Below are 24,174 nucleotides of genomic sequence, written 5' to 3' on the forward strand. Positions count from 1 at the left end.
GAGGGGCGCGGATGACTCGGTGCACCTCGTCCTACAGGTCAGTTCGCTTCTTCGCCGATCCACTGGGCCAGCAGATGGTGGATGTAGGACTGCACGGCATCCTCCTATCCATCTGCCCCGGCCTTCTCGCCGGCGGCGTACCTGTCGCCGATCCGGGTGCCGACGATGCGCAACAGGCGCGCGGCGTCGCTCATGGCGGTCTCGATGTTCGGCTCCGCCGCCGCCAGTGAGTAGATGTCGGCGAGCCCTGCGCCGACGGCCTCCGCATCGCTGACTTCGCTTCTGCCCACCGCAGCAATTACTGGGATCCCGCGTTTGCGCGCCGCGCGGGCGACACCGATCGGGCCCTTCCCGTGCAAACTCTGAGCGTCGAGTGAGCCTTCGCCGACCACGACCAGATCCGCCTCTGCGAGTACGGTTTCGAAGCCGGTGAACTCGAGCATGAAGTCGATACCAGGAACAAGTCGGGCGCCCAGTACGGCGGCCAGCCCGAAGGCGAGTCCGCCCGCAGCACCGGCACCGGGGAGGGATCTCGAATCGAGACCTGTTGCCCGCTCGACGCTGTCCGCCCAGCGCTCCAGCTGGGCGTCCAGGATGCCGATATCGGCGCCGGTCGCACCTTTCTGTGGTCCGTACACTGCGGCCGCACCGGAGGAGCCGGTCAAAGGATTGTCCACGTCGCAGACGACCACGATGTCCACCGTCGACAAGCGTGGATCGATGGCGTCGACGGCTGTGCTCTCATCGCCGACGTCGGCACCCAGCGCCCGTAACGCGCCGAGACCACCGTCCGTGGTTGCACTCCCGCCTACGCCCACAACGATTCGATGGGCCTTGCGGTCGAGAGCGTCGAGGATCATCTCACCGACTCCGAACGTCGTGCTCTCGACCGCAGAGTCCGATGTAGGCCCGCCGGGCACCAGCGCCAGCCCTGCGGCCGCCGACATTTCGAGCACCGCACATCCACCGAGGAACGCGTACTCGGCCTCGACGATCAACCCCGTCGGCCCGCTCACCGAGCACCCGACCCTCTCCCAGCCTCGTGCGAGCATCATCTGCACTGTTCCCTCGCCACCGTCGGCGATGGGGAACTCTACGACGTCCGCGTCTGGCAGGGCAGTTCTCAGACCCTGCGCCAGCGCGCCCGCTGCTTCTGCGGCGGTCAATGATCCCTTGAATTTGTCCGGCGCGACAACGATTCTCACTCCCGTCACGATGTTCCCCCCGCTGCATGGCCGTGCAGTCGGCGGAGTGAGACGTAGCGCTCGGCATTGGCGACGAACCCGTGCCGCTCGATGTCGCTGGTGTCTCGGCGGATCTTGCCAGGAATACCGGCCACCATGGAATTCGCTGGGACGATGGTGCCTTCGAGTACTACTGCACCGGCAGCAACCATCGACCCACGACCGATAACCGCTCCGTTGAGCACTACTGCGCCCATTCCGATCAGCACGTCGTCTTCGACGGTGCAACCGTGGAGCACCGCGCGGTGACCGATGGACACCCGCTGCCCGACGGTCACCGGGTAACCAGGGTCGGAGTGCACAACGCAACAATCCTGGATGTTGCTGTCGGTTGAAATGACGATGGGGTCTCCGTCACCTCGTATGACGGTCCCGTACCAGACACCGACCCTGGGGCCGATCGTCACATCTCCGACCACGATTGCTGACGGCGCGACCCACGCATCGGAATCAATTGTCGTACGGAAGAATCCGGCTTGACGGTCGGTCATCAGCGGTCAGAAGCCGACATGTTCGTTGCCCTTGAGGCCCAATCGGGTGCGTGCCTCTTCGGGGCTGGCGGGGGTTCGGTCGAACAGAGCCGCGAGTTCGACCGCCTTTGCCACGAGGTCTGCATTCGACTTCGCCACCTCGGTGCGTCGAACTCGCAGGTTGTCTTCGATACCCACTCGAATGTTGCCACCCAGCATCAAAGACAGTGCGGCAAGATTGAATTCGTTCGGGTAGCCGACTCCGGCTGCCGACCACGTGAACGAACCCTGGCCGAAGAGTCGCTCCGCGGTCCTCAGCATGTGGATGAGCTGATCGGGCTCGCCGCCGTTCGCCCCGAGTACCCCGAGGACGAACTGAATGTTGAACGGTGCTTCGAGGTGGCCGTCCTTGATCAGCTGCTGGAGGCTGAACAGCTGGCCCACGTCGTAGACCTCGATCTCCGGACGCGTGTTCGACTCCTTCATCAGCGCGGCCATGTACTCCATGTCTGCGAAGGTGTTCTTGAAGATGTAGTCCCGGGTTCCTTCGAGGTAGTCCCGCTCCCAATCCGCGAACGGAAGATCGCGTGCCGCGACAGGGAAGATGCCGAAGTTGAAGCTGCCGGCGTTGAACGTTCCCATTTCCGGGCGAAATTTCAGCACGGACCCGCGCTCTTCGATCGTCATGCCGCGCCCTCCACCGGTCGTCGGCTGCAGAACCGCGTCGGTCTCCTTCTTCAGCTCGGTCAGCAGTCGATCGAACAGGTCCAGGTCTGCAACCGGCTTACCTGTCGCTTCCTCGCGGACGTGCAGGTGCAGGATCGAAGCACCCGCTTCGGCCGCTCGAACACCCTCGCGCACAATCTGATCCACGGTGATCGGAATTGCCGGGCTCTGCGCGGGCACGGTCATGCCGCCGGTCAGGGCACACGTGATGATGACTCTGTCGTCCATGATGGATTCCTCCTGGTTGGTTTACGAGTGTTCAGGTCTATAGTTCGGCGAGTGCAGCCCTGGACGGTTTGCGCGTGCCCTGTTCGCAGTCGTGGACCATGCCGACGATGCGCTGATTCAACGGCGTAGCCACCGAGACCTTCTCGCCCGATGCGGTAACACCGCCGTTGATGACGTCGACTTCGGTGCGGGCACCGCGCTCGAGATCTTGCAACATCGAGGCCTTGGTGGGGCCGAGCGTGGCCATCAGTGCGGCCAATCCGGTGTTCGCGGCGGTGCGATCGCCGGCAGGGCGCACGACGAGTTCCTCGGGCCGGATTCCGGCCACTTCGTCGAGCTCGATGCCGAGGGCCTGCGAGACCTCGTACCCTTCCGCCCACAGCCGGAATGCTGCTTCTCGGCCGTCGTTGTCCGCAGCGATCTCGGCATAGGTCAGGCCGCTGATCGCGCCGAGTCCCGAGAAAGTGCTGTTGAGAAGGAGTTTTGCCCACACTTGTCCGAGGACGTTGGTGACGAGCCGAACCTGCGCAGCGGCGGACATGATGTCGGCCAGGGTCTCGGCCCGTGTCGAGCGCGAGCCGTCTTTCTCGCCGATGACGAACGGTGCGACGGTTGTCTGTGCGACGTGTCCGATACCGAGATTCGTAGCACCCCACTCGACGACGCCGATGAGAAATTTGTCCTTGCCGACGAGGTGTTCCACGGCATCTTGAACGAGACCGTTTCCGAAGGACACATAAGTGTCGACCAGATCCCGTTCGACGAGGGGGGTCAGTGCAGGGTGAAGATAGAGCGCTTTGAGGAAGACCAGTGCGAAGTCGAATCGGCCGTGCAGGTCCGACGCCGTCGACACAGCATCGATGTGTACGTAGGACACCTGCCCGAGTTCGTCGAACTTCAGACCAGGATCGCGCATTGCCGAGACGTGTGGCGCGTTGGCGTCGAGAACGGTGACGTCGTGCCCGGCGCGAGCGAGGTGGGCTGCGGTAACGCCCCCGATAGCTCCTGCACCGACGATCAAAATTCTGGGCCTCATGTGTGTGCTTCCTTGCTCGTAGCGACAACGGATGGGGACTTCGGCGACGTGATGCGCGGGAAGAGGGCAAGGCTGATTGCTGCGCCGACGACCAACAGCCCGATGACGAACCACAATCCGGATACCGGATTCCCGGTCGATTCTTCGAGCAAGCCCATGACGAACGGCCCGACGAATCCGCCGAGGATGCCGAGGGTGTTGACCAGGGCCAGGCCTCCAGCAAGTGCGGCTCCGGCGAGTCGGGACGCAGGCACGGTGAACAGAATTGCCTGGACGACGAAGAACATCGACGCTGCGATACAGAATCCGATCAAGGCGAGAACCGGGGTCGACGACGCGGCGATGACGAAGCCGATCACCATGGCGCACAGGCCGCCGAAGAGAAGGAGCCGCGAGCGTCGGGGATCGGTGGCGAATCGGGGGAGGGCGAGTGTTCCTACCGCTGCGGCGATCCACGGCAGGGCCGTGATGAGACCGATGGTGAAGTCGGAGAAGTCACCCCATCCGCCGATGATGGACGGAAGAAAATAGGTCAGGCTGTAGACGGCGATCTGGTGGGTGAAGTAGACCAGGATCACCAGAACGATCTGTTTGTCTCGGAGTATGGCGAGAAACGAGTGGGTTCCGGAATCGGCTGCGCCATCGGCTTGTTCGCGCGTCAAGCGAGCTGTGAGATGGGCTGCCTGTTCCGGTGTGAGCCAGCGAGCGTCCTTGGGCCCGTTGGGCAGAAACTTCCAGACGATGAATGCCAATCCGACGGCAGGGAGCCCCTCGATGACGAACATCCACTGCCAGCCGTTCCATCCGAGCAGGCCGTCCATTCCGAGTAGTGCGCCTCCTATCGGTGCGCCCACGATGTTGGCGATACACACGGCGACGAGGAACATTCCATTGGCGCGTGCACGGTCGTCCTTGCCGAACCAGTACGTCATGTACAGCATCACACCGGGGAACAGTCCGGCCTCGGCGATTCCGAGGAGGACGCGCAAAATGTAGAAGGACGTCTCGCCCTGGACGAATGCCATTGCTGCGGAGAGTAAACCCCAGGTGACCATGATCCGCGTGATCCACCATCGCGCGCCGACCTTGTGCATGGCGTAGTTGCTGGGAACCTCGAAGAGTGCGTACGCGAGGAAGAACAAGCCGGCACCGAGACCGTATGCAGCCGCGGAGATTCCGATATCCGCTTCGAGAGCGGTTTTTGCGAGGCCGATATTGGTGCGGTCTATGAAGGCGATGATGTACGCAGCAATCACCAACGGCATGATCTTGCGAAAGATGAGCTTCGGCGAGACTTCGTGTACATGCTGTGACGGTGACCGGTCTCGAGCGTCTTCGGACATGGTTGTACCCCGTTCCGGACAGTAGTTGTTTGTCGAGTGAGTGGAATGCAGCGCGTTGGGTCTGCGCAAACTGCAAGTTAAGGAGGCGGATTCACTATTTCGGTCAAGATCCTTTTCTGGTGCATCCGCAGGTGACGCCTATGCGCAATTCGTGCGCGCGGAGAACCGATTGAAACGAGCCGCCGACGCCATCGATACGCCGGACCAGAAGCTCGAGTGCCTGTTCTGCCAGCTCTCTCCGCGGTTGCCGGACGGTGGTGAGCTCCACCAGGGACGACGCCCCGGGAAACAACCCGTCGAAACCGGTGACAGCGACATCCTGCGGGACGCGAATATTGTTGGAGCGCAATGCACTGATGACGCCGAGTGCTATCACGTCGCTACCGCATACAAGCGCCCGAGGTAGCACCTTGCTGCTCAACAGTTGCTGTACTGCTTGCGCGCCACCCGCTTCGCTGAGATACGTGGTGATGCCACGCCCGCCGACGCCTCGCAGTCCGTGCCGGTCGGTCACGCTGACGAAACCGGCCTCGCGGCCGGCCGATGCGCTGGAGGTGCGCGGACCGGTGATGGTCACGATGTCGGTGTACCCATGTTCGACAACGTGTTCCATCATTTGGGCGGCGGCAGTGAAATCGTCGATGCCGACGAAGTCGCCGGCGATGCTGTCGATACGACGCGAGAGCTGAACGAAGGGGATGTGTGCACTACGCAGAGCCCGAATGACATCGCCGTCGTCCGGGTGCAGAACGGTGAGCACCACACCGTCGACCTGACGGGTGATCATGGCTTCGGTGATGCTGCGCAGGGTGTCGGAATCCTCTTGGGTGTGCGAGACGAATACTTCGTAACCTCTGGCGCGAGCAGCATCGATCGCGCCGGCCGCGATCTCGGCGTAGAAGGGATTCGCGATATCGGTGAGAACAAGACCGATGACTCGTGTCCGCTGTGCTCGAAGCTGATCTGCTCGCACACTGGAGGTATGACCCAACTGCTGTGCTACGTCGAGAACGTGCGACCGCGTTTGTGCCGAGACCCCTCCTCGCCCGTTCATGACGTAGGACACCGTTGCGGTCGATACGCCCGCTGCGCGTGCGACCTGAGCAGCCGAAACACGAGGACGGGCGAGCGAGTTCGGCGCAATGTCGTCGACACCGGTCACGTCCTGTCGTTCGTTGATCGGATGCACTGTCGTCACCTCCTCGGCGATAGCCCCTTGTGAAATCAGAGGTTAAGTGTGATGTGAATCATTAAGCAACGTTAAGCGTCAGCGGCTTGAAGGGCGGTTTGGGGTGCCGCGACGCGCTGGACGATCGCCAGGCCAGCTTTCGGGGCATCAGCAGACAGGACCTGATGAGCCGTCGGAACGTGACTGCTACCGCCTCCCGTGGACCTCAGTGGCACATCTCACAGATTAACGTTGCTTAATGATTGGCCGCGTTCTTACAGTTCCCTCGGTCGACCCGAGCACCGGCACCGCTGCTGGGAAAGTCGGCACGTTCACTGGAAGGACAAAGATGGACATCGGTCCTGTTCTCTCTCGACGGGCTCTGCTTCGTGGCACAGCCGGCGCGGCTGTCATGGGTCTGCTGGCGGGTTGCTCCTCGGCCACAGGCCAGTCGGCCGGCACGGGCGGTTACCGCATCGGTTACTCCAACGGAGTCATCGGAAATTCATGGCGAGGACAGTTCGTCGCCAACATCGAGGACAAAGGTGCGGTTCTGCGGCAGTCCGGCGCCGTGTCCGAACTCCGCATCGTCAACAGCGCATCCGACATCACTCAACAAATCAGTCAACTCAACAATTTTCTGAGCTCCGACCTCGACGCCGTCTTGATAGACCCGGTATCGGCAGGATCGGTGCAGGCCGTCATTCCTCGCTTGCAGGCAGCGGGGATGCTGGTGGTGGTCTCCAACGACCCGGCACCGACACCGGATGCCCTCAACGTCATCGGCGACAACAGCACGTGGTGGCGGATGCAGACACAATGGCTCGTCGAGCAATTGGGCGGTCGAGGAAAGATAGTGATGGTCACCGGTGTGCCCGGTTCCACTGCCGACGTACAGCGAGTAAAGGCCGCACAGGAGGTCCTCGCCGGAGCACCGGGTATCGAGGTGATCGCATCGGTGCCAGGGTTCTGGGATCCGGCGAAGGCGCGCACGGCAATGGCCAACGTACTTGCCACACAATCGCAAATCGATGGAGTGCTGATGCAGGACGTCATGGCGGAAGGTGTCATTCGCGCATTCCAGTCCTCCGGCCGCGACCTACCGAAGGTGATGACCGGCGACTACACGGCAGGTTTCCTGCGAGCCTGGGCTTCGTTACCCGACCTGGTATCCATCGGAGTTCCGTACTCACCCACCAATGGAGCGGATTCCATCGAATTCACCGTACGTCTATTGCAGGGCAAAAAGATCAAGCAATCGATGCTCTCTCCGAATCCGGAGCGCGAGGATCTGCGGAACGCGGTATTGCTGGCTCCGTCGCTTGCCATCACCCGCGACGGTACTGCCGGCGAGTGGACGCCGGAGGGTACCGAAGTGATCAGCCTGAGCGACGCGCTTGCCCGCGTGGAGGGCAAGCCGGACAACTACACGCTCGAGGCACCCATGCCCATCGATCGTATCGAGGAGTTCTTCTGATGACACTGCGCGTACAGAACATCGTCAAGGACTACGGCCACGTGCGTGCCCTGCAGGGTGTCGATCTCGTTCTGCAGCCCGGTGAGATTCGAGCGTTGTTGGGCGGGAACGGATCCGGGAAAAGTACCTTGACCAAAGTGCTCACCGGAGTCACCTCACCGGACGGCGGCACCATCGGTATCGACGGCGCCGAAGCGCACGTTCGGGGTCCGAACGCATCGGCCCGGCTGGGCATCGCTGCGACGTACCAGGAAGTTGCGCTCGCCGGGGACCTCACCGTTGCCGAGAACCTCTGCGTCCGGAAGATGCCGACCCGGCTGAAGTTCTTGTCTGCCCCGGCTCGCGCGAACGAGGTCCTGGCGTCCGCGCTCGTTCGCGTCGGCCTGGCACCGTCCATTCTGAGCTCGTACGTTCGTGATCTCGATCTGGAACAACGATCGTTGGTCGAACTGGCACGAGTGCTCGCCGCACGGCCCAAGTACGTGGTCCTCGACGAACTCACGGCATCCCTGCGAGCGGAGCGAGTGGAACTGGTCGGTGAGATCATCGCCGAACTTGCTGCCGCCGGCACCGCGATCCTTTTCGTCTCGCATCGACTCGAAGAAATAGAGCGCTTCTGCACCAATGCGACGGTGCTGCGCAGCGGACGCGTCGTACTCGACGGCTCGCTGTCCGAACTGACCATCGAGGACCTCGTCACCGCCATGACCGGTGAAACCGAAGTGGCCGATGACCGCCGTCGCGTCGTCCGGGCCACCGAGGGGGCCGGAGATGCAGTTCTGGTGGCGGATCAGCTGAAGGTGCCAGGTGCTCACGGCCCGATTTCGCTGACGCTGCGTGCCAAGACAGTGACCGGCATTGCCGGACTGAGCGGGCAGGGCCAGGGTGAGTTGCTCCGTGCGCTCGCCGGCACTGCGCCCGCCGAGGGTTCCATCACCGTCGACGGCCGTCTGGTGCCGCCGGGCAACGTGCGCGAGTTCGTTTCCCGCGGTGTTGGTTTCGTCTCCGGCGAGCGTGACCGGGAAATGGCGTTCGGCGTGCGATCGGTGGACGAGAATGCGCGATCGGTGTCGCTGTCCCGGAAGAAGTCGTTCGATGTGGGCGCTCTGCTGAGCCGATTGCAGCTTCCTTCGACACATCGGCGGGCGGCGATGGGCGGACTGTCGGGCGGGCAGCAGCAGAAAGTGATACTCGGGCGCTGGCTCGGCTCCACGCCGACCGTGCTCGTTGCCGACGACCCCACTCGTGGAATCGATATCGGTGCGCGGCGTGAGATTCACCGGCTTGTCCGAGAAGTAGCCGATTCCGGCTCTGCGGTGGTGTTGACCTCCAGTGACGATCACGAGTTGGCCGAGGTATGCGACCGGGTCGTGGTGATCTACCGGGGCGAGAAGGTTGCAGAACTGTCCGGTACCGATGTCACCGAGCAGAAGATAGCCGATGCATCGGTCCGTAGTGGACTGCTGCGCAGCGACAGAGAGGCAACATTATGACCACACTGGATTCGTCGCTGTCACGGCCGGAGCGCGAGAGACTCGACAGATCACCCACAGTGCTACACCGGGTACGAGGGTGGCCAGGCCTGTCCGTCACGGTCCTGTTCGTGGTCATCCTGGTCGTATGTACCGCGCTGCGGCCTCAATTCGTCACCGCCCCATCGTTGTCGGGCTTTCTCGCGATCTTCGCACCGTCGATCTGCCTGGCCATCGGTGTCGGATTCGTCATGTCGGTCGGCAGCATCGACCTCTCCATCGGCCCACTGATGGGAGTGGCGAACATTCTCACTGTCCTACTCGGCTCGGTAGGGTTCTCGCTGTTCTCCGCAGGACCGAGCGGAGCGGCCGCCGCCTGCTCCGAGCCGGGGCTGTGTTCGCAGGGTCTGCCGTTCGCAGTGGCGGCTACGATTGCCATCGCGGTCACCGGACTGTTCGGTATGATCAACGGGATTCTGGTGGCCTACGTCCGCCTGCAGCCGTTACTCGCCACGCTGGCAAGCGGTTTCGTGATCACCGGTATCGGCTTGTGGTTCTTCCCCAAACCCGGTGGCAGCGTGTCCTCGACGGCAGTCGGGCAGTACGGTGCACCGGCGCTTTTCTCTCTACCGCTGCTCGCCATCGTCGTCGTCCTGACCGTGGCCGTTCTGATTGCGAAGTCCCCGCTGGGAGTGCGAATGCGCGCAGTCGGTAGTGACCGTCGACGTGCCTATTCCGCGTTGATCGACGTCTCCCGCACAACGGTTCTCGCATTCACGGCAGCCGGTACCTTCGCAGGGGTCGCTGGGGTGCTGTTCACGTTGTCCGTCGCCTCCGCAGACCCCACGCTCGGAGTCACGTTCACGCTCAACGCCATAGCCGGAGCCGTGCTCGGCGGGGCGACGCTCAGGGGTGGCCGGCTCGACCCGGTCGGTCCACTGCTGGGTGCCGCAACGCTCGGTCTCGTCGGCGTGCTGATCGATGCGCTCGACGTCCCCACGTACTTCCAGCAACTCGCGTCGGGAGTGATCATTGTCGCCGCACTCGCGGCGACCACCCGCGCCGCACGAGCCAGAAAGGCTTGATCATGACCGCTCCAGCACTGACCGAACCGACAGTGACCGGTCTCGGAATGAAGGCTCGGATCCGGAAAGCGACATGGATCCCGGCCGTCGCGACCGCGGTGATCCTGTTCGTTCTCGGCGGATTTCTCTCGCCCGGCTATGCGACGTGGCAGAACCTCAACGACATCCTTGCCGTCGCCGCCATCCTCGCAATCGCAGCGGCGGGGCAGACTCTCGTCATCATCGCGGGAGATTTCGGTATCGACCTGTCCATCGGCGCGGTCATGTCGTTGACGGCCGTTCTCGCATACATGACCATGGCCGGGGGACCGTCGATGCTTCCGGTGGCGTTGCTGGTAGTAGTCGTCGTCGGGGCGATATTTGGTTTCGTCAACGGATTGATCGTGACCGTATTCGAGCTGCCCGCCCTGGTTGTCACACTCGGGACCCTGGTCATAGCCTCCGGTCTCACCTTCGCCATTGCCCAGGGAGGAACACCCGCCGGCTCGGTACCTGCGGTGTTGTTGGACCTGTCCTCGGCGAGCATCGGCGGGATCAGGCCCATCACCCTGATCGCAGTGGTACTTGTCGGACTGTTGGCGATCTATCTCCGGCGCAGCCGGTTCGGACAACAGCTACTCCTCGTCGGAAGTAGTCGAGAAGCGGCAAGGCTCAGCGGAATTCCCGTTCGACGAGTCGTGATCTCGGCGTTCGTCGGTGGTGGAGTTCTGGCCGGCATCGCAGGAATTCTGCTGCTCGGTTACGCCGGGACTGCGAACCTGTCTCTTGGTGCCGACTATCAGATCCTGACCATTTCGGCCGCGGTCATCGGTGGTGCCGCGTTGTCGGGCGGTGACGGCAACGTGCTACGCACGGCGGCCGGGGCTGTCGCGCTTCAGGTTCTCACCACCTTCCTGTTGACTGTAGGGGTCGGCAATGCCGTACGACAGATCGTGACCGGATTGATTCTGCTCGTGCTGCTGCTGGCCAATTCACGTACACCGCGCCTGCGCGCATGACCGAGAGAACTGTCATGAACCCTTCTGCTCGATCGACGGAATCGATCCCCGTGTACCGCGTGACGGCGCTGCGCCAGGGCTGGCTCGAGGTGGACCGAAGCTCACAGACTTATCTGCACGGATTCGGCGACGCCATCTGGGTGCCGGTGTGGGCGTATCTGATTCAGGGTGATTCGATCCCGAACATTCTCGTCGATACGGGCATTCACGATCCGAGCTGGGTGACCGATGCGGTCTCGCCGTGCCGACAGTCATCGGACGAAACAATCATCGGATCGCTGCGCACCCTCGGCCTCGAAGCCGAGGACATCGAGATCGTGGTCAACACTCACCTGCACTACGATCACAGCGACAACAATCCGCTGTTCGCGCATGCCCGATTCTTCGTGTCGCGTATCGAGTGGGACGGTGCCGCTGAGCCTTTCGAGTTGCAGACCGACATCTACACGGGCCGATGGTTGGCCGGAAAACTCACACCGTTCCACTACACGTTGATCGACAGCAAGTATTTCGACATCGCACCTGGGATCAGAGTGATGCAGACCCCAGGGCATTGCCCCGGCATCCAAACGGTACTGGTCAACACCGCTGAGGGGGTGGCAGCTGTCTGCGGTGACGCCATGAACTCACCCGAGAACATCAGGCTGAATACGCCACCGGGAATCGTGACCGACGTTGTCGCGGCGATGAACTCGATTCACCGCATCGTCGCCAACGCAGACGTCGTTCTGACCGGCCACGACCCCGGCCTCGAACATGGTCAGTTCGAGGGATTTCCGCGGATCGCCGATTTCGAGCCATCGATCGGAGATCGACGCGGCACCCTGCACGATCAGCGCGTGGTGGCCGCGGTTGTCGGGCCCGCTTAGCCGACCGACTTTCCGGCTGATCTTCGGAAGAACATCACATGTGAGACGCAGGTGTAGTTGCCGAGGGCAAGGCCATGGCGGCGCTGGCCGTCACGGGTGGCCGTTCCGTTCGGGTCATGACCCGCGCAGACTCCGCGACGTCGGTGTCCGGGACATCATCGTTTCCCTGTGGATGTTATGTGCTGCGGACGAGAAGGTCTGCTGATCAGGTATTGGACGGATGGTGATGCGGTAGCCGATAGTGGTGGCATGAATTCGCTGAATCCCGATGTACCGGACGATGTTTTCGCGGACGTGTTGAAGCAGATCTCCCACTTCGTTCGGTCGCGTGTCGTGCCGCGTGAACTCGAGATCATGAACACCGATTCGATTCCCGAGGATCTGCGGAAACAGGCCGCGGAGATGGGGCTGTTCGGCTACGCGATTCCGCAGGAGTGGGGCGGGTTGGGTCTGAACCTGATCCAGGATGTGGAGTTCGCGATGGAACTCGGCTACACCTCGTTGTCGTTGCGATCGATGTTCGGCACCAACAACGGGATCGCCGGGCAGGTGCTCGTGGGCTTCGGTACCGAGGAGCAGAAGGCGACATGGTTGCCGGGCATGGCATCCGGCGACATCGTTGCGTCCTTCGCGCTGACCGAGGACGGGGCCGGATCCAATCCAGCGGGGCTACGGACCACCGCGAAGGTCGATGGCACCGGGTGGGTCATCAACGGCAGCAAGCGATACATCACCAATGCTCCGATCGCGAACATGTTCGTCGTCTTCGCCAAGCTGGACCCGAAACCGCAGAGCGGCAACGGTATCGCGGTATTCCTGGTTCCTGCCGACACAGCCGGGATCGAGGTGGGCGTCAAGGACGCGAAGATGGGCCAACAGGGCTCCGGCACCGCCGATGTGAACTTCACCGATGTCCGGGTCGAGGCCGACGCCTTGGTCGGTGGCACCGGCGACATCGGGTACAAGGCGGCGATGACGTCGCTGGCGCGGGGACGGGTGCATATTGCCGCGCTGGCCGTCGGTCAGGCACAGCGGGCCTTGGACGAATCGGTGTCCTATGCCGCGGCGTCCACGCAGGGCGGAGAGCCGATCGGTAACTTTCAGCTGGTGCAGGCCATGATCGCCGATCAGCAAGTCGGGGTGATGGCCGGGCGGGCGATGGTGCGTGAGGCGGCTCGGTCGTGGGTGCAGGAGACCGATCGGCGTATAGCTCCGTCCGCTGTGAAGCTGTTCTGCACCGAGATGGTGGGCAAGGTCGCCGATCTGGCCGTTCAGATTCACGGTGGTGCCGGGTACATGCGTGAGGTTCCGGTCGAACGTATCTACCGGGATGTGCGGCTGCTGCGGCTGTACGAGGGAACCAGCGAAATTCAGCGTCTGATCGTCGGTGGCGGCCTGATCCGAGCCGAACAGAAACGCAACTCGTGAACGCATCGGGTGAAGACTTCCAGGGCCGGTCTTTTCGGCCCCGTCGCTCCGACCACGTCGGGTTCTCCGTCGGGTCCGTCGACGACGCTCTTCGGTTCTGGATCGACGGTCTCGGAGCGACCCTCGAACGCACGGGTGAGATGGGTGGCGAGTTTCTCGGCGAGGTCACCGGAGCGCACGGGGCGGCAGTCCGGATGGCGGTGGTGTCCGTTGCGGGTCAGACGATCGAGCTGTTGGAATACCGCAACGTGCAGGGGGAGCGGGGATCGTCTCGACCTTACGATCCGGGTTTCGCGCACCTTGCCTTCGAGGTCGACGACATCGACGCGGTCCTCGCGCGAATCGCGGACTTCGGTTGGACGGCGCAGGGAACTCCCCAACCGATTGCCGGCGGCGCCAAGGTGGGCACCCGCGTCATGTACGCGGTGGGTCCGGATGGCGAGACCATCGAATTCATGGAGCCGCCACACTGACGAGAAGCCCGAGTTGCGCAGAAGTCATGTACCGCAGAAGGTCTGAAAACCAGCACTGAAGCTTTGGGGTGCAGGAGCGGCATACGTCGACCACTCGCCGCATCGATCGAACGGTGACGTGACGACCTCGAGCAGGCTCTCGAAAGGTTCGAGATCGCCCTCGGTCGCGGCATTCAGGGCAGCGTCGACCAGGTGGTTGCGGGGAATGTATGCCGGGTTGACTCGATCCATACCGTCGGCGACTGACGAAAGATTTTGTCCGTCAACCGAAACCGCAGTGCGCCAACGCTTGAGCCAGTTCGCGGACGCGTCCGGTGGAACGAGGGAGTCGAATGGTGACGAGTGTCCGCGCAGGTTGTCGGCGAGAGCGCGGAAGGTCAGGGTCCAATCGGTGTGGTGATCAGTGAGCAGCCGGTGGAGATCGTCGACGAGCGCCGCGTCCACGCCACTGTCTCCCAGGCCGAGCTTGAGGGCCATCGAGGCAGAGTAGTGCTGTCGATAGCGATCCCCGTAACTGTCGAGGACGGCAGTGAGGGCTGTGATGGCAGCGTCGGGCGTCGAACTGACCAGTGGCAGTAGTGTTTCGCCGAATCGGGCCAGATTCCACCCGAGAACCGCGGGCTGGTTGCCGTAGGCGTAGCGTCCGCCGTGGTCGATGGAGCTGAAGACCGTTGCAGGATCATAGGCGTCGAGAAATGCGCACGGGCCGTAGTCGATGGTCTCGCCGGAGATCGTGGTGTTGTCGGTGTTCATGACTCCGTGAACGAATCCGACCGACATCCACTGGGCTACCAGGGACGCCTGAGCTTCCACGACGGCCTCGAAGAAGGCGAGGTAGCGATCCTCGGCGGGAAGATCGGCGAAGGCAGGGTAGTGGCGGGCGATGGCATAGTCGGCGAGGGTCTGCGCGAGTCCTTCCCGCCGGGCGGCGAACTCGAAGGTGCCCACCCGAAGATGGCTCGACGCAACCCTGGCAAGCACAGCGCCGGGTTGCGGACCTCCTTCTCGCAGTACCTGCTCGCCGGTCGTGACGACAGCGAGTGAGCGCGTGGTGGGAATGTTCAGTGCATGCATCGCCTCGCTGATCAGGTATTCGCGCAGCATGGCTCCCACTACCGCGCGCCCATCACCGCCACGCGAGAACGGTGTAGCGCCGGACCCTTTGAGATGCAGATCGACTCGACGGCCCCGATCGTCGCGAAGCTCGCCGAGCAGCAGTGCGCGGCCGTCACCCAACAACGGTACGAAATTGCCGAATTGGTGACCGGCGTACGCCATCGCGACGGTGGCGGTCTCGGCCAGCGGAATCGACCCGGACAACACGCCTGCCCCCTCCGGAGTGCGCAGCGACGCTGGGTCGAGTGCGAGTGACCGCGCCAGGTCGTCGTTGAGTATCAGCACCCGAGGGTCGGGTGCGGGGGCACCCTGCCACGGCACCGTCACACCGTGAACCTCGTCGGCCAAGGTGGTCTCGAACCCGAATGCGGGCAGGTTCGTGATCGAAACGCGCGGCCTGGTGGATTCGCTCATAGCTCGAGGGTAGCCACGAATTGCCGGGCCCAATCCTGCACGCAGGTGCCGACCGACGTTCCGGCCGAGGATCAGGGGTGCAAGACCGACCGCGTTTCCGACACTCGGCTCTCGCCGGCGACCTCGTGCCGGGCAGCCGCATCGAATCGGATGTGTACTCGCCCGTCGTTGCCGTCGACCGACACTCGCGCTCGCACCTCGTAGACCTCGGCGATCAAGTCCTCGGTCAGCACGTCCGCGGGTGTACCGCCTGCGACGACCTTGCCGTCCTTGAGTACCAGCACCTCGTCGCAGTACATCGCCGCCAGGTTCAGGTCGTGGAGTGCGACGATACTGGTGATCGGCAGGCGCGCGACAAGCGCCAACAGCTCGAGTTGGTGGTGGATATCGAGATGATTGGTGGGTTCGTCCAGCAACATCTCGCGGGGCTGCTGGGCGAGAGCACGGGCGATGTGCGTCCGCTGCTGTTCGCCGCCGGACAGTGTGCGCCACAGTCGATCCGACTTGTCCGTCAATCCTGTCTGCGAGAGTGCGTCGTCCACCGCGTCCTCGTCGGCGTCCGTGCCTCCGAACGCTCCGCGGTGCGGAATGCGGCCGAGTCGAACCACGTCACGGACCGTCACATCGATGTCGGTGTGGGCATGCTGACCGACAACCGCGACGGCGCGGGCGATGTGTTTACGTTTGAGCGAACCGAGCTCCGCACCGTCGAGTTCGACGACACCCGAAGTCGGTGTCGCGGCCCCGGCCATCAGATGCAGCAGCGAGGACTTACCGGAACCGTTGGGGCCCAACAGCCCGACCATGCGGCCGGGCCCTGGATGCAGGGTCACCCCGTCGACCACCAGGACGCCGCCGCGTTTCCACGACACGTTAGACGCGTGCAATGTCATCGAATTCCCCTCCTGCGAGCCATGATCGCGATGAAGGCCGGGACCCCGACCAGTGCCGTTCCGACCCCGACCGGAAGTGGGGTGGGAGCGAACGCAACCCGGGAGACGGCGTCGACCCACACCATGAAGATTGCACCGATGATCGCGGTAGCCGGCACGAGTCGACTGTGGTTGGGTCCCACCAGCAGTCGAGCCGCATGCGGCAGGATGAGGCCGACGAATCCGATCGCACCGGCGACGCTGACCAACGTCGCGGTGATCAGGGCGGTGCCGACGAGCAAAGCCAGGCGCACCTTCTCGACGTCGAAGCCGAGCGAGGACGCGACCGAGTTGCCGAATGCGAACGCGTCGAGCACATACGCGTAGTAGCAACACACCACTGCGCCGATGCCTGCCACGGTCACACAGAGCACGACGTCGTTCCATCGCACGCCCTCGAAAGACCCGAGCAGCCAGAACATCACTCCGCGAGTTTCGTCGGAGTCCGCGAACGCGAAAATCACGAAAGATGTCAGCGCCGAGAACAATTGAGTGGTCGCGACTCCGGCGAGGATGACGCGGTCGTTTCCACTGCCGGACATCCGCGCGAGGAACAGCACCAGGCCGAAGGCGACGAGAGCACCGATGAACGCACCACCGGACAGGCCGAGCGCGGCCCCTCCGACACCGAGAACACCGACCACGACGGCACCCGTCGAGGCACCGGAAGAGACTCCGAGCACGAACGGATCCGCCAGCGGATTGCGCAGTAGCGACTGCATGATGACCCCGCATATGCCGAGCCCGACGCCACTGGCCGCAGCGACGAGAGCCCGGGGGAGCCGCTCCTCCCAGACGATCGCGTTCTTCGACACCTTCACCGGCACATCGGTGACGCCGAGATGATTGAGCACCACATCTCGGACGTTGACCAGTGAGATGTTCGCCGGCCCCAGGGTGATGGCGACGAGAACCGAGACCACACACAACGCGACTCCGCCGACCGCAGCCAGCACCCAACGCCACAGATGACGGGAGGCAGGCGAGCGGCCGGTGGTAATCCGACGAACAGTGGTGGTGATCAGGACGACAGCCCCAGATCGCGCAGGCCGGCGGAGACCTTCTCGATGCCGTCGACCGCCCGGATGGACGGGTTCATCTCGGCACCGTGCAGCGAGATGTAGCGCTTGTCGCGGACGGCCTCCATCGTGCTGGTGACGGGGTCGGATTCGAGAAACGCGATCTTGTCGGCGAGCAGGTCACCGGGGAAGCGATTGCGCGCCAGGTCGCCCAACACGAGGACGGTCGGATCCCGATCCACCATGGTCTCCCACCCGACGGCGGGCCAGTCGTCGTCGGTACCGGCGAACACGTTCGACATACCGACCGCACGAGCCAGTAGATCTGCCGATCCCCGCCCGCCGGCGATGTACGGGCTCTTGGTATCAGCGAACCAGAAAGCCACGGACACATCGGCATTCGCGGTCTGCGCCGTGGCGTCGGCCATGCGGTTCTTCAGCTCGTCCACGAACTCGACGCCACGGGCGTTCACGTCGAAGATCGCCGCCAGTTCGGTGATTTCCTGGTACAACGAGTCCATCGTGAGGGGCGTCGTGCGCGTGTTACCGCCGTTCACGCTGCGACCGGCGTCGCAGTCGGTGGGTGAGAGATAGGTGGCAGCACCGGTTTCGGTGAAGCGTGACCGCTCGGCGACACCGCCTTGCTCGAAATGCCGTCCGAACGACGCGGTGACGAAATCGGGTTCGGTGTCGACCACGACCTCGTAGGTGGGTGCGTTGTCGGCCAATCGAGGAACCGCGGCGTTGGCCTCGGCGAGGTTCTCGCGGATCGGGTCGGTCCACGAGGCAGTGCCCACCATGCGATCCTGCAGGCCGAGCGAGAGCAGGATTTCGGTGGAGTTCTGATCGAGCGAGACCACTCGCTGTGGGGCGGAAGCGAAGGTCACCGACTCTCCGCAGTTCTCGATCGTCAGGGGGTAGGAGGTCCCACCAGCGGTGGTGCCCGACACTGCGTCGGGAACTTCCTCGGAGGCGCCGCACGCAACCAGCGATCCGGTCAGGGCAACCGCGGCGGCGAGAGATGCGGCACGGCGACGAACAGTGAGCACTTGACGATGTCCTTCTGCTTCAGACAGCACTGAGCCGCCGGGATCTTCCCGACGGCGCAACGTGCCGAGGCACGTATGAGCACAGGCTAACCTTCAGTTCGCGCCGACGGAAATCGTCGGATGTGATCAGGTCCGAAACGACGTGATGCGCGGCATACTCGTCGTATGGCCGACTTCAACCAGATGATCATCGACGAGTTCCGCAGCAACGGCGGACATGTGTCCACGGCGGGCTTCGGCGATGCGCTCGTCGTTCTGCACTCCATAGGTGCCAAGAGCGGCGAGGTTCGGTTGAACCCGTTGATGGCGATCTCGGAGGACGGAAGCTGGCTGATCGTCGGGTCGGCCGCCGGCTCACCCAAACATCCTGCCTGGGTGCACAACCTGCGTGCACACCCCGCCATCGACGTCGAGATTCCCGGAGACGGTGCCGTCCGGACCATCGCGGTGACCGTGTCGGAAATCCCCGACGACGAGTGGGACGCGAACTGGCAGAAATTCTTGGACGCGTCCGAGGGCTTCGCAAAGTACGTCGAGACGGCCGAGGGGCGACGGTTTCCGATCTTCCGGCTCACTCCCGCCTGACCGGTCGATGCCTGGCTAGTGTCGGAGCATGACCGCTCCTGACGCATCGAACCTGCACCCCATTCCCGGGCAGCCGAGAGTGGTGCTGTTGAAGCCGCTGGTTTCCAGCCCACTCATCGATATCGGGGAGTACACGTATTACGACGATCCGGAGTTCGCCGACCAATTTGCGACCCGAAACGTGCTGCATCACTACGGGCCCGACCGTTTGGTGATCGGTAAGTTCTGCGCCTTGGCAACGGGAGTCACGTTCATCATGAACGGGGCGAACCACCGAATGAGCGGTGTGTCCACGTATCCCTTTCCCATCATGGGTGGTGCCTGGGCAGAGCACTCGGATTTGGTGTCCGATCTGCCGTCGCGCGGAGATACGGTGGTGGGCAACGACGTATGGATCGGAGGCAACGTCACCGTCATGCCCGGAGTTCGCATCGGGCACGGAGCAGTGATATCCACCGAATCCGTTGTCACGAAGGATGTTCCAGACTATGCCGTCGTCGGTGGCAACCCCGCGCGTGTGCTCCGAGAACGGTTCACGGCAGACGAGGTCCGAACGCTGCTGAACATAGCGTGGTGGAACTGGCCCATCGACTCGATCACCGAACACATCCGCACGATCGCCGATGGGTCGGTATCGGACCTAGCTGCGGTCGCGGGCGCGATTCGACCGGGTGGTCACGACGGCTGATCGACACACGCTCGCTGATCTTGCATGCGCGCGGCAACGGCAACACCGATCTCGTCGATCTCGGTAACGAGATCCTCGCGGGTTCGGGTATCGGATTCGTACAGGATCGTCGTCGATCCTACTGTTGCCCCGCAGTATTCGACGATGCCGCGCTCGACCTGTGTGCGGAACGCGTCGTACACGCCGTGGCGCTCGAAGCTCTCGGCTTCGTCGCCGGCGATCACCACGAGGTGGACGACGAGTCGGTCCAGCTTCTTGACGAACGCAGCTCCCGGGCTGTACTCGTACGCCCATCCGCTGACGAAGACGCGGTCGATCCACCCTTTCAGCAGGGCGGGCATCGACCACCAGTACATCGGGAAGGCAAGAACCAGATGGTCTGCGCGGTCGATGCGCTGCTGTTCGGCGAGGACATCGGTCGGCGTGGTTCCGTTGCCGCGGTACAGATTCAGATCGGCGGTCGCAAACCGGGGATCGAAGTTCTCGGCAGCAAGGTCGGCTGTCTCGACGGTCACGCCTGCGGCGCGGATCGCGTCCGAAATGGATCTGGCGACGTGGTGGGTGAGTGAGTCGGGATCGGAATGGGAGACTACGACGAGTGCGGTCATGGCTGGTCCTTCGTTGAGGCTTCGGCTATGTACCAAGAGTAGGTTACTATTCGTATATAGCGCAAGGAGGTCCGCGATGGCTCGAACGAGGCTGTCTCGATCGGACAGGTTCGACCAATTGGTCGAGGTCTCGTGGGCTCTCGTGCGAGCGGAGGGGGCCGACGCTCTTACGCTGGGACGGCTCGCGGAACACGCCGGCGTCGCAAAGCCTGTGGTGTACAGCCACTTCGGCTCACGTGCCGAACTCCTGGCCGCGCTGTTCACCGAATTCGACGGTAGGCAGGCCGCGATGCTCGAGGCATCTCTCGTCACCGCGCCCGCGACGTTGGACGGACGCGCGAACGCTATCGCAAATTCGTACGTGGGCTGCGCGTTGGCCCAGGGGCGTGAACTGACAGGAGTGCTTGCCGCGCTGGAAGGTTCACCCGAACTCGAGCAGGTCAAGCGCGCCGCCGAACATGCGTACTCCGAACGTTGTCGCGAACTCCTGCAGCCGTTCACTGGCCCCGCCGGACCGTCTGCGCCCTCCCTCACCGCCATCTTCGGTGCTGCGGATGGGTTGTCGCACGCGGCGGTGTCGGGCGCACTTCCTCCAGAAGAAGCAACCGGGGAGCTGGCGCAGTTGATCGTCGCCGTCGTCGGTAAGTCATGACCTGACCTTTTGTCATGGGAGAGTAAAGGATTCGTCTTCCGTGGCACCGGTTGCGCTCACCCTCGTACCATCGGTCGAGGTGCCCGCACCGGGTGCTGATCCGACAACACGGGAGGTATTTCCATGGCTGGAATCGCCGACAAGCTCGACAAGGCATACGAGGACAAGCCGCTCACCGAACTGGTCGACGCCCCCGTCGATGCACTGCAGGGAGTCAGCCCGGCTCATGCGGAGCATCTGAAGGCTGCGTTCAACATCAAGACCATCGGTGATCTGGGTCGAAACAAATACTTCCTGTGGGCTCAGGCAATCACCAAGCTCGCCGAGTAGACAACCGACTGAACTCGTTCGGCCGGCTCGGTGGGGAAGCCCCGAGCCGGTCGCGCGGAGCCACTAATCAGAACTGCTCATCTTCACAACGGGGAATCGGTTGCACAGCGCATCGAGCTGACGATGCAGCTCGTAGAGTGCTTGCTTCTGGGTCTGGGCTTCGTCGCTGTGCCACACATGGCTGCGGGAGTCGCCGACTCGAGACGCCTTGCGTGCCAGTTGCTCGGATTCCTCGATGCGAGTCGACCTGGTAGCTATCTCGGCCGCCAGCATGTCGGCGAACACTTGCGCTTGGGCCGCGTCCGAACTCCGTGTCATGTCTTCCCTTCACGAACTCGAGCCGAAATATTCAAAGATTCGAATACCGAAAGTCAGGATAACCAATCGAAAAGAGACCGTCGGACCGGAGCGGAGAAGTTGTTTCCGGCTCTGGCGGTGCTGGCTACTACTCGGTGTAGTCGATAGTAGGATCCCAGTCATGTCTGCGACGGATGGATTCGCGCCTGTCCGCGGCGCATCCGTTGGCACTCTGTCTGCGCTGGTCACAGCCACTGCGCACACGTTCGGTGGCGGGATGTTTCCGTCCGACGCGGCGTTGGTGCTGCTGGTGCTCGTCTGTGCGGCGGTCGGATATGCGACAGCAGTAGCACCGAGAGCGGTGGTATCGACTGCTGTGGCACCCCGGGCGCAACTTCCGGTCGTTCTGGCCACGGCTCAGGCGATCGGGCACCTGTTGCTCACCGCCGTCGACGGTCACCATCACGGTTCGATCACCCAGCAGATGCTCGCCGCGCACGCCGTTGCGGTTCTGGTCGGCGCACTCGCCATCCGCGGAGCCGAGCACGGAATCCGGCGTGCAGTCACCTCGCTGCGCAGGGCACTGCCACTACTGACGGCGCTCGTCGTCGACGACAATCGCATCGCTCCGCCGCTCCCGGTGTATCGGATCCCGGGATCGACGCTACTGCTCGACCTCTCGGGCTGCGGGAACCGCGGACCACCGGTTCGAACTGCCTGAGCACAACTCAGCGTCTTCACCCGCCCTGCTCGTCAGGCGTCGGGAGATGGGTTGCTGTCGTCATCGAAACTGCATTTCGCACCCTCGGTGATTCGCGCCGCTCTCACGCGGCCAGCTCCGACGTGCGATGCCGCCTTGCACACACTCATGCCTTCATGAAACGAGTCCTCGTGTCCACACCGGAAAAGGAACGCATCGCCGATCCGTCCCCGCCCACCCGTCCCACAACCTCCCGCAGCTGGCGTCCGCTGATCCTGCGCCTGCACTTCTACGCGGGCATCCTCATTGCACCGTTCATCCTGATCGCCACCATCAGCGGCGGGCTGTACGCCGTCGCGCCGACCATCGAACAACTCGTGTACCGCGACTATCTGCATGTCGACGACACCGGCCCGGCCCTTCCGGTGACGGAGCAGATCCGAGCGGCGCAAGCCGAACGACCCGACCTCACCGTCGCCGCAGTGCGCCCCGCCGCCGACCCCGGCGACACCACCCGCGTGCTGTTCACCGACCCCAGCCTCGGAGAATCCCAGCGGCTGGCCGTCTTCATCGATCCCGCGACTGCGACGTCCGTGGGTGAACTCCCGGTCTACGGCTCGTCCAGCGCATTGCCGGTGCGCACCTGGATCTCCGAACTGCATCGCCATCTGCACCTGGGTGAGCCCGGGCGCCTCTACAGTGAACTCGCCGCCTCGTGGCTGTGGGTGATCGCGCTCGGTGGCCTCTACCTGTGGTTCGAGCGCTATCGGCGCAACCGCCACAGGGCGAAACTGCTCACCTTCGATCGAAAGTCGAAGGGCCGCAATCGATCACTCAACTGGCACGGAGTGGCGGGAATCTGGATCGCCGTCGGTCTGATCTTCCTCTCCGCCACCGGACTCACGTGGTCCACCTATGCGGGTGAGAACGTCACCGAGCTGAGGTCGGCACTGAGCTGGACCACACCCGCCGTCACCACGACCATCGGATCTTCCGACGCCGCGACGACCGATCATTCCGGTCACGGCGGGCATTCGATGGAGATGCCGGCCGATGCGTCGACGATCGAAAACAACGTCGGGCGTATCGATTCGGTCCTCGATATTGCACAAGCCAACGGAATCGACGGGGCGGTGGAGGCATCGATCCCGACGTCGGCCGACGCGGCGTTCGTCGTCGCGGAAACGCGTCAGCCCTGGGTGATGTCGAACAACTCCATCTCGATCGACGGCAGTGCCGGCACGGTGATCGACACTCAGTACTTCTCGGACTGGCGCCTCGCAGCCAAGCTGTCGGCCTGGGGTATTCAGCTGCACATGGGCACGCTGTTCGGTGTGGCCAATCAGCTTGCCCTGCTTGCTCTCGCAGTCGCGCTGGCATCGGTCATCATCCGCGGCTACATGATGTGGTGGAAACGCCGCCCCACCAAGTCGACCGGTCTCACCGCGGGACGGCCGCCGCTGCGTGGCGGCATTCGACGCATCTCACCGATGTCCGTCGTCGTGCTCGCTGTTGTCGCAGTCGGAGTCGGCTGGTTCGTCCCGCTCCTCGGGCTGAGCCTTGTGGCCTTCCTGGCGGTCGACGTTGTGCTCGGCTCGATCCGTCGATCGCGAACCAGAGCCGCCAATTCCACTACGTATGAACGGGGCAGGGCTGGCTCGGGTGACGGCGCCGACCCGAACCGGAGTGTTCACGATCGGTTCTGATCCGCGGCATCCTGCAGCTGAGGTTCGATCGTGAAGAACCAGGTGCGCTCAGGCATTCTGC

At 63.3% G+C, this 24,174-nt stretch carries 25 protein-coding genes; 13 read left to right on the plus strand and 12 right to left on the minus strand.

What is annotated here, in order from left to right; all coding sequences use genetic code 11:
* Positions 1–104: 104 nt before the first annotated feature.
* The 6 genes from QM797_RS07535 to QM797_RS07560 form a co-directional block, all read right to left on the minus strand.
* A complete protein-coding gene (locus QM797_RS07535; protein WP_283274651.1) occupies positions 105–1,205 on the minus strand; it encodes a glycerate kinase in 1,101 nt (366 codons plus the stop codon).
* A gap of 5 nt (positions 1,206–1,210) precedes the next feature.
* Positions 1,211–1,735 (minus strand): gamma carbonic anhydrase family protein, encoded by a 525-nt coding sequence (locus tag QM797_RS07540; protein ID WP_283274652.1) that lies wholly within the window; start codon positions 1,733–1,735, stop codon positions 1,211–1,213.
* 6 nt (positions 1,736–1,741) lie between these two features.
* The gene (locus tag QM797_RS07545; RefSeq protein WP_283274653.1) at positions 1,742–2,668 is read right to left on the minus strand and encodes a beta-keto acid cleavage family enzyme; all 927 of its coding nucleotides are present in this window, start codon (positions 2,666–2,668) and stop codon (positions 1,742–1,744) included.
* A 37-nt stretch (positions 2,669–2,705) separates the two neighbouring features.
* Positions 2,706–3,704 carry a ketopantoate reductase family protein gene (locus tag QM797_RS07550; RefSeq protein WP_283274654.1) on the minus strand — a complete coding sequence of 333 codons (999 nt, stop codon included), beginning with the start codon at positions 3,702–3,704 and terminating at the stop codon, positions 2,706–2,708.
* Complete coding sequence (locus QM797_RS07555) at positions 3,701–5,047, minus strand: MFS transporter (RefSeq protein ID WP_283274656.1); 1,347 nt, start codon at positions 5,045–5,047, stop codon at positions 3,701–3,703. The genes QM797_RS07550 and QM797_RS07555 overlap by 4 nt, the downstream gene beginning before the upstream one ends.
* 103 nt (positions 5,048–5,150) lie before the next feature.
* Complete coding sequence (locus QM797_RS07560; protein WP_283274657.1) at positions 5,151–6,245, minus strand: LacI family DNA-binding transcriptional regulator; 1,095 nt, start codon at positions 6,243–6,245, stop codon at positions 5,151–5,153.
* A 319-nt stretch (positions 6,246–6,564) separates the two neighbouring features.
* Here QM797_RS07560 and QM797_RS07565 point away from each other — a divergent pair, with 319 nt between their 5' ends.
* The 7 genes from QM797_RS07565 (at position 6,565) to QM797_RS07595 (ending at position 14,017) form a co-directional block, all read left to right on the plus strand.
* Complete coding sequence (locus QM797_RS07565; protein ID WP_283274658.1) at positions 6,565–7,692, plus strand: ABC transporter substrate-binding protein; 1,128 nt, start codon at positions 6,565–6,567, stop codon at positions 7,690–7,692.
* Positions 7,692–9,185, plus strand: coding sequence for a sugar ABC transporter ATP-binding protein (locus tag QM797_RS07570; RefSeq protein WP_283274659.1), 1,494 nt, complete (start codon positions 7,692–7,694; stop codon positions 9,183–9,185). The genes QM797_RS07565 and QM797_RS07570 overlap by 1 nt, the downstream gene beginning before the upstream one ends.
* Positions 9,182–10,249: an ABC transporter permease gene (locus tag QM797_RS07575; RefSeq protein WP_283274660.1), complete on the plus strand. Its 1,068-nt coding sequence runs from the start codon at positions 9,182–9,184 to the stop codon at positions 10,247–10,249. The genes QM797_RS07570 and QM797_RS07575 overlap by 4 nt, the downstream gene beginning before the upstream one ends.
* Positions 10,250–10,251: 2 nt before the next feature.
* Positions 10,252–11,247: an ABC transporter permease gene (locus QM797_RS07580; RefSeq protein WP_283274661.1), complete on the plus strand. Its 996-nt coding sequence runs from the start codon at positions 10,252–10,254 to the stop codon at positions 11,245–11,247.
* The gene (locus QM797_RS07585; RefSeq protein ID WP_283274663.1) at positions 11,244–12,116 is read left to right on the plus strand and encodes an N-acyl homoserine lactonase family protein; all 873 of its coding nucleotides are present in this window, start codon (positions 11,244–11,246) and stop codon (positions 12,114–12,116) included. The genes QM797_RS07580 and QM797_RS07585 overlap by 4 nt, the downstream gene beginning before the upstream one ends.
* 249 nt (positions 12,117–12,365) lie before the next feature.
* Positions 12,366–13,544: an acyl-CoA dehydrogenase family protein gene (locus QM797_RS07590; RefSeq protein WP_283274665.1), complete on the plus strand. Its 1,179-nt coding sequence runs from the start codon at positions 12,366–12,368 to the stop codon at positions 13,542–13,544.
* Positions 13,541–14,017, plus strand: a complete 477-nt coding sequence (locus QM797_RS07595; protein ID WP_283274666.1) for a VOC family protein — start codon at positions 13,541–13,543, stop codon at positions 14,015–14,017. The genes QM797_RS07590 and QM797_RS07595 overlap by 4 nt, the downstream gene beginning before the upstream one ends.
* A 24-nt stretch (positions 14,018–14,041) precedes the next feature.
* Here the strand turns inward: QM797_RS07595 and QM797_RS07600 are convergent, their stop codons facing one another.
* The 4 genes from QM797_RS07600 to QM797_RS07615 form a co-directional block, all read right to left on the minus strand.
* Positions 14,042–15,547 (minus strand): protein adenylyltransferase SelO, encoded by a 1,506-nt coding sequence (locus QM797_RS07600; protein ID WP_283274667.1) that lies wholly within the window; start codon positions 15,545–15,547, stop codon positions 14,042–14,044.
* Positions 15,548–15,618: 71 nt separating this feature from the next.
* The gene (locus tag QM797_RS07605; protein WP_283274668.1) at positions 15,619–16,440 is read right to left on the minus strand and encodes an ABC transporter ATP-binding protein; all 822 of its coding nucleotides are present in this window, start codon (positions 16,438–16,440) and stop codon (positions 15,619–15,621) included.
* Positions 16,437–17,435: a FecCD family ABC transporter permease gene (locus QM797_RS07610; RefSeq protein WP_502942273.1), complete on the minus strand. Its 999-nt coding sequence runs from the start codon at positions 17,433–17,435 to the stop codon at positions 16,437–16,439. Before QM797_RS07610 ends, QM797_RS07605 begins: the two co-directional genes overlap by 4 nt.
* Positions 17,436–17,500: 65 nt before the next feature.
* On the minus strand, positions 17,501–18,547 hold the full coding sequence (locus tag QM797_RS07615; protein ID WP_283274669.1) for an ABC transporter substrate-binding protein: 1,047 nt from the start codon (positions 18,545–18,547) through the stop codon (positions 17,501–17,503).
* Positions 18,548–18,712: 165 nt separating this feature from the next.
* Between QM797_RS07615 and QM797_RS07620 the strand changes: the two genes are divergently transcribed.
* The gene (locus tag QM797_RS07620; RefSeq protein ID WP_283274671.1) at positions 18,713–19,132 is read left to right on the plus strand and encodes a nitroreductase/quinone reductase family protein; all 420 of its coding nucleotides are present in this window, start codon (positions 18,713–18,715) and stop codon (positions 19,130–19,132) included.
* 28 nt (positions 19,133–19,160) lie between these two features.
* A complete protein-coding gene (locus tag QM797_RS07625) occupies positions 19,161–19,820 on the plus strand; it encodes a CatB-related O-acetyltransferase (protein ID WP_283274673.1) in 660 nt (219 codons plus the stop codon).
* Here QM797_RS07625 and QM797_RS07630 read toward each other — a convergent pair.
* Positions 19,808–20,428 carry an NAD(P)H-dependent oxidoreductase gene (locus QM797_RS07630; protein WP_283274674.1) on the minus strand — a complete coding sequence of 207 codons (621 nt, stop codon included), beginning with the start codon at positions 20,426–20,428 and terminating at the stop codon, positions 19,808–19,810. The genes QM797_RS07625 and QM797_RS07630 overlap by 13 nt on opposite strands.
* Before the next feature lie 76 nt (positions 20,429–20,504).
* On the opposite strand from QM797_RS07630, the gene QM797_RS07635 reads away from it, so the two are divergent.
* Both QM797_RS07635 and QM797_RS07640 read left to right on the plus strand, forming a co-directional pair.
* Complete coding sequence (locus QM797_RS07635; protein WP_283274677.1) at positions 20,505–21,080, plus strand: TetR/AcrR family transcriptional regulator; 576 nt, start codon at positions 20,505–20,507, stop codon at positions 21,078–21,080.
* 123 nt (positions 21,081–21,203) lie between these two features.
* Entirely contained in the window at positions 21,204–21,410 is a 207-nt protein-coding gene (locus QM797_RS07640) for a hypothetical protein (protein WP_283274680.1), read from the plus strand.
* 63 nt (positions 21,411–21,473) lie between these two features.
* Here QM797_RS07640 and QM797_RS07645 read toward each other — a convergent pair whose 3' ends face one another.
* Positions 21,474–21,728: a hypothetical protein gene (locus tag QM797_RS07645; RefSeq protein WP_283274681.1), complete on the minus strand. Its 255-nt coding sequence runs from the start codon at positions 21,726–21,728 to the stop codon at positions 21,474–21,476.
* 160 nt (positions 21,729–21,888) lie between these two features.
* Here QM797_RS07645 and QM797_RS07650 point away from each other — a divergent pair, with 160 nt between their 5' ends.
* Positions 21,889–22,428: a hypothetical protein gene (locus QM797_RS07650; RefSeq protein ID WP_283274682.1), complete on the plus strand. Its 540-nt coding sequence runs from the start codon at positions 21,889–21,891 to the stop codon at positions 22,426–22,428.
* A 170-nt stretch (positions 22,429–22,598) separates the two neighbouring features.
* Positions 22,599–24,113, plus strand: coding sequence for a PepSY-associated TM helix domain-containing protein (locus QM797_RS07655; RefSeq protein WP_502942274.1), 1,515 nt, complete (start codon positions 22,599–22,601; stop codon positions 24,111–24,113).
* The last annotated feature ends 61 nt before the right edge of the window (positions 24,114–24,174 follow it).

This window comes from Rhodococcus sp. IEGM 1381 (assembly GCF_030056795.1).
Taxonomy (GTDB): Bacteria; Actinomycetota; Actinomycetes; order Mycobacteriales; family Mycobacteriaceae; genus Rhodococcoides.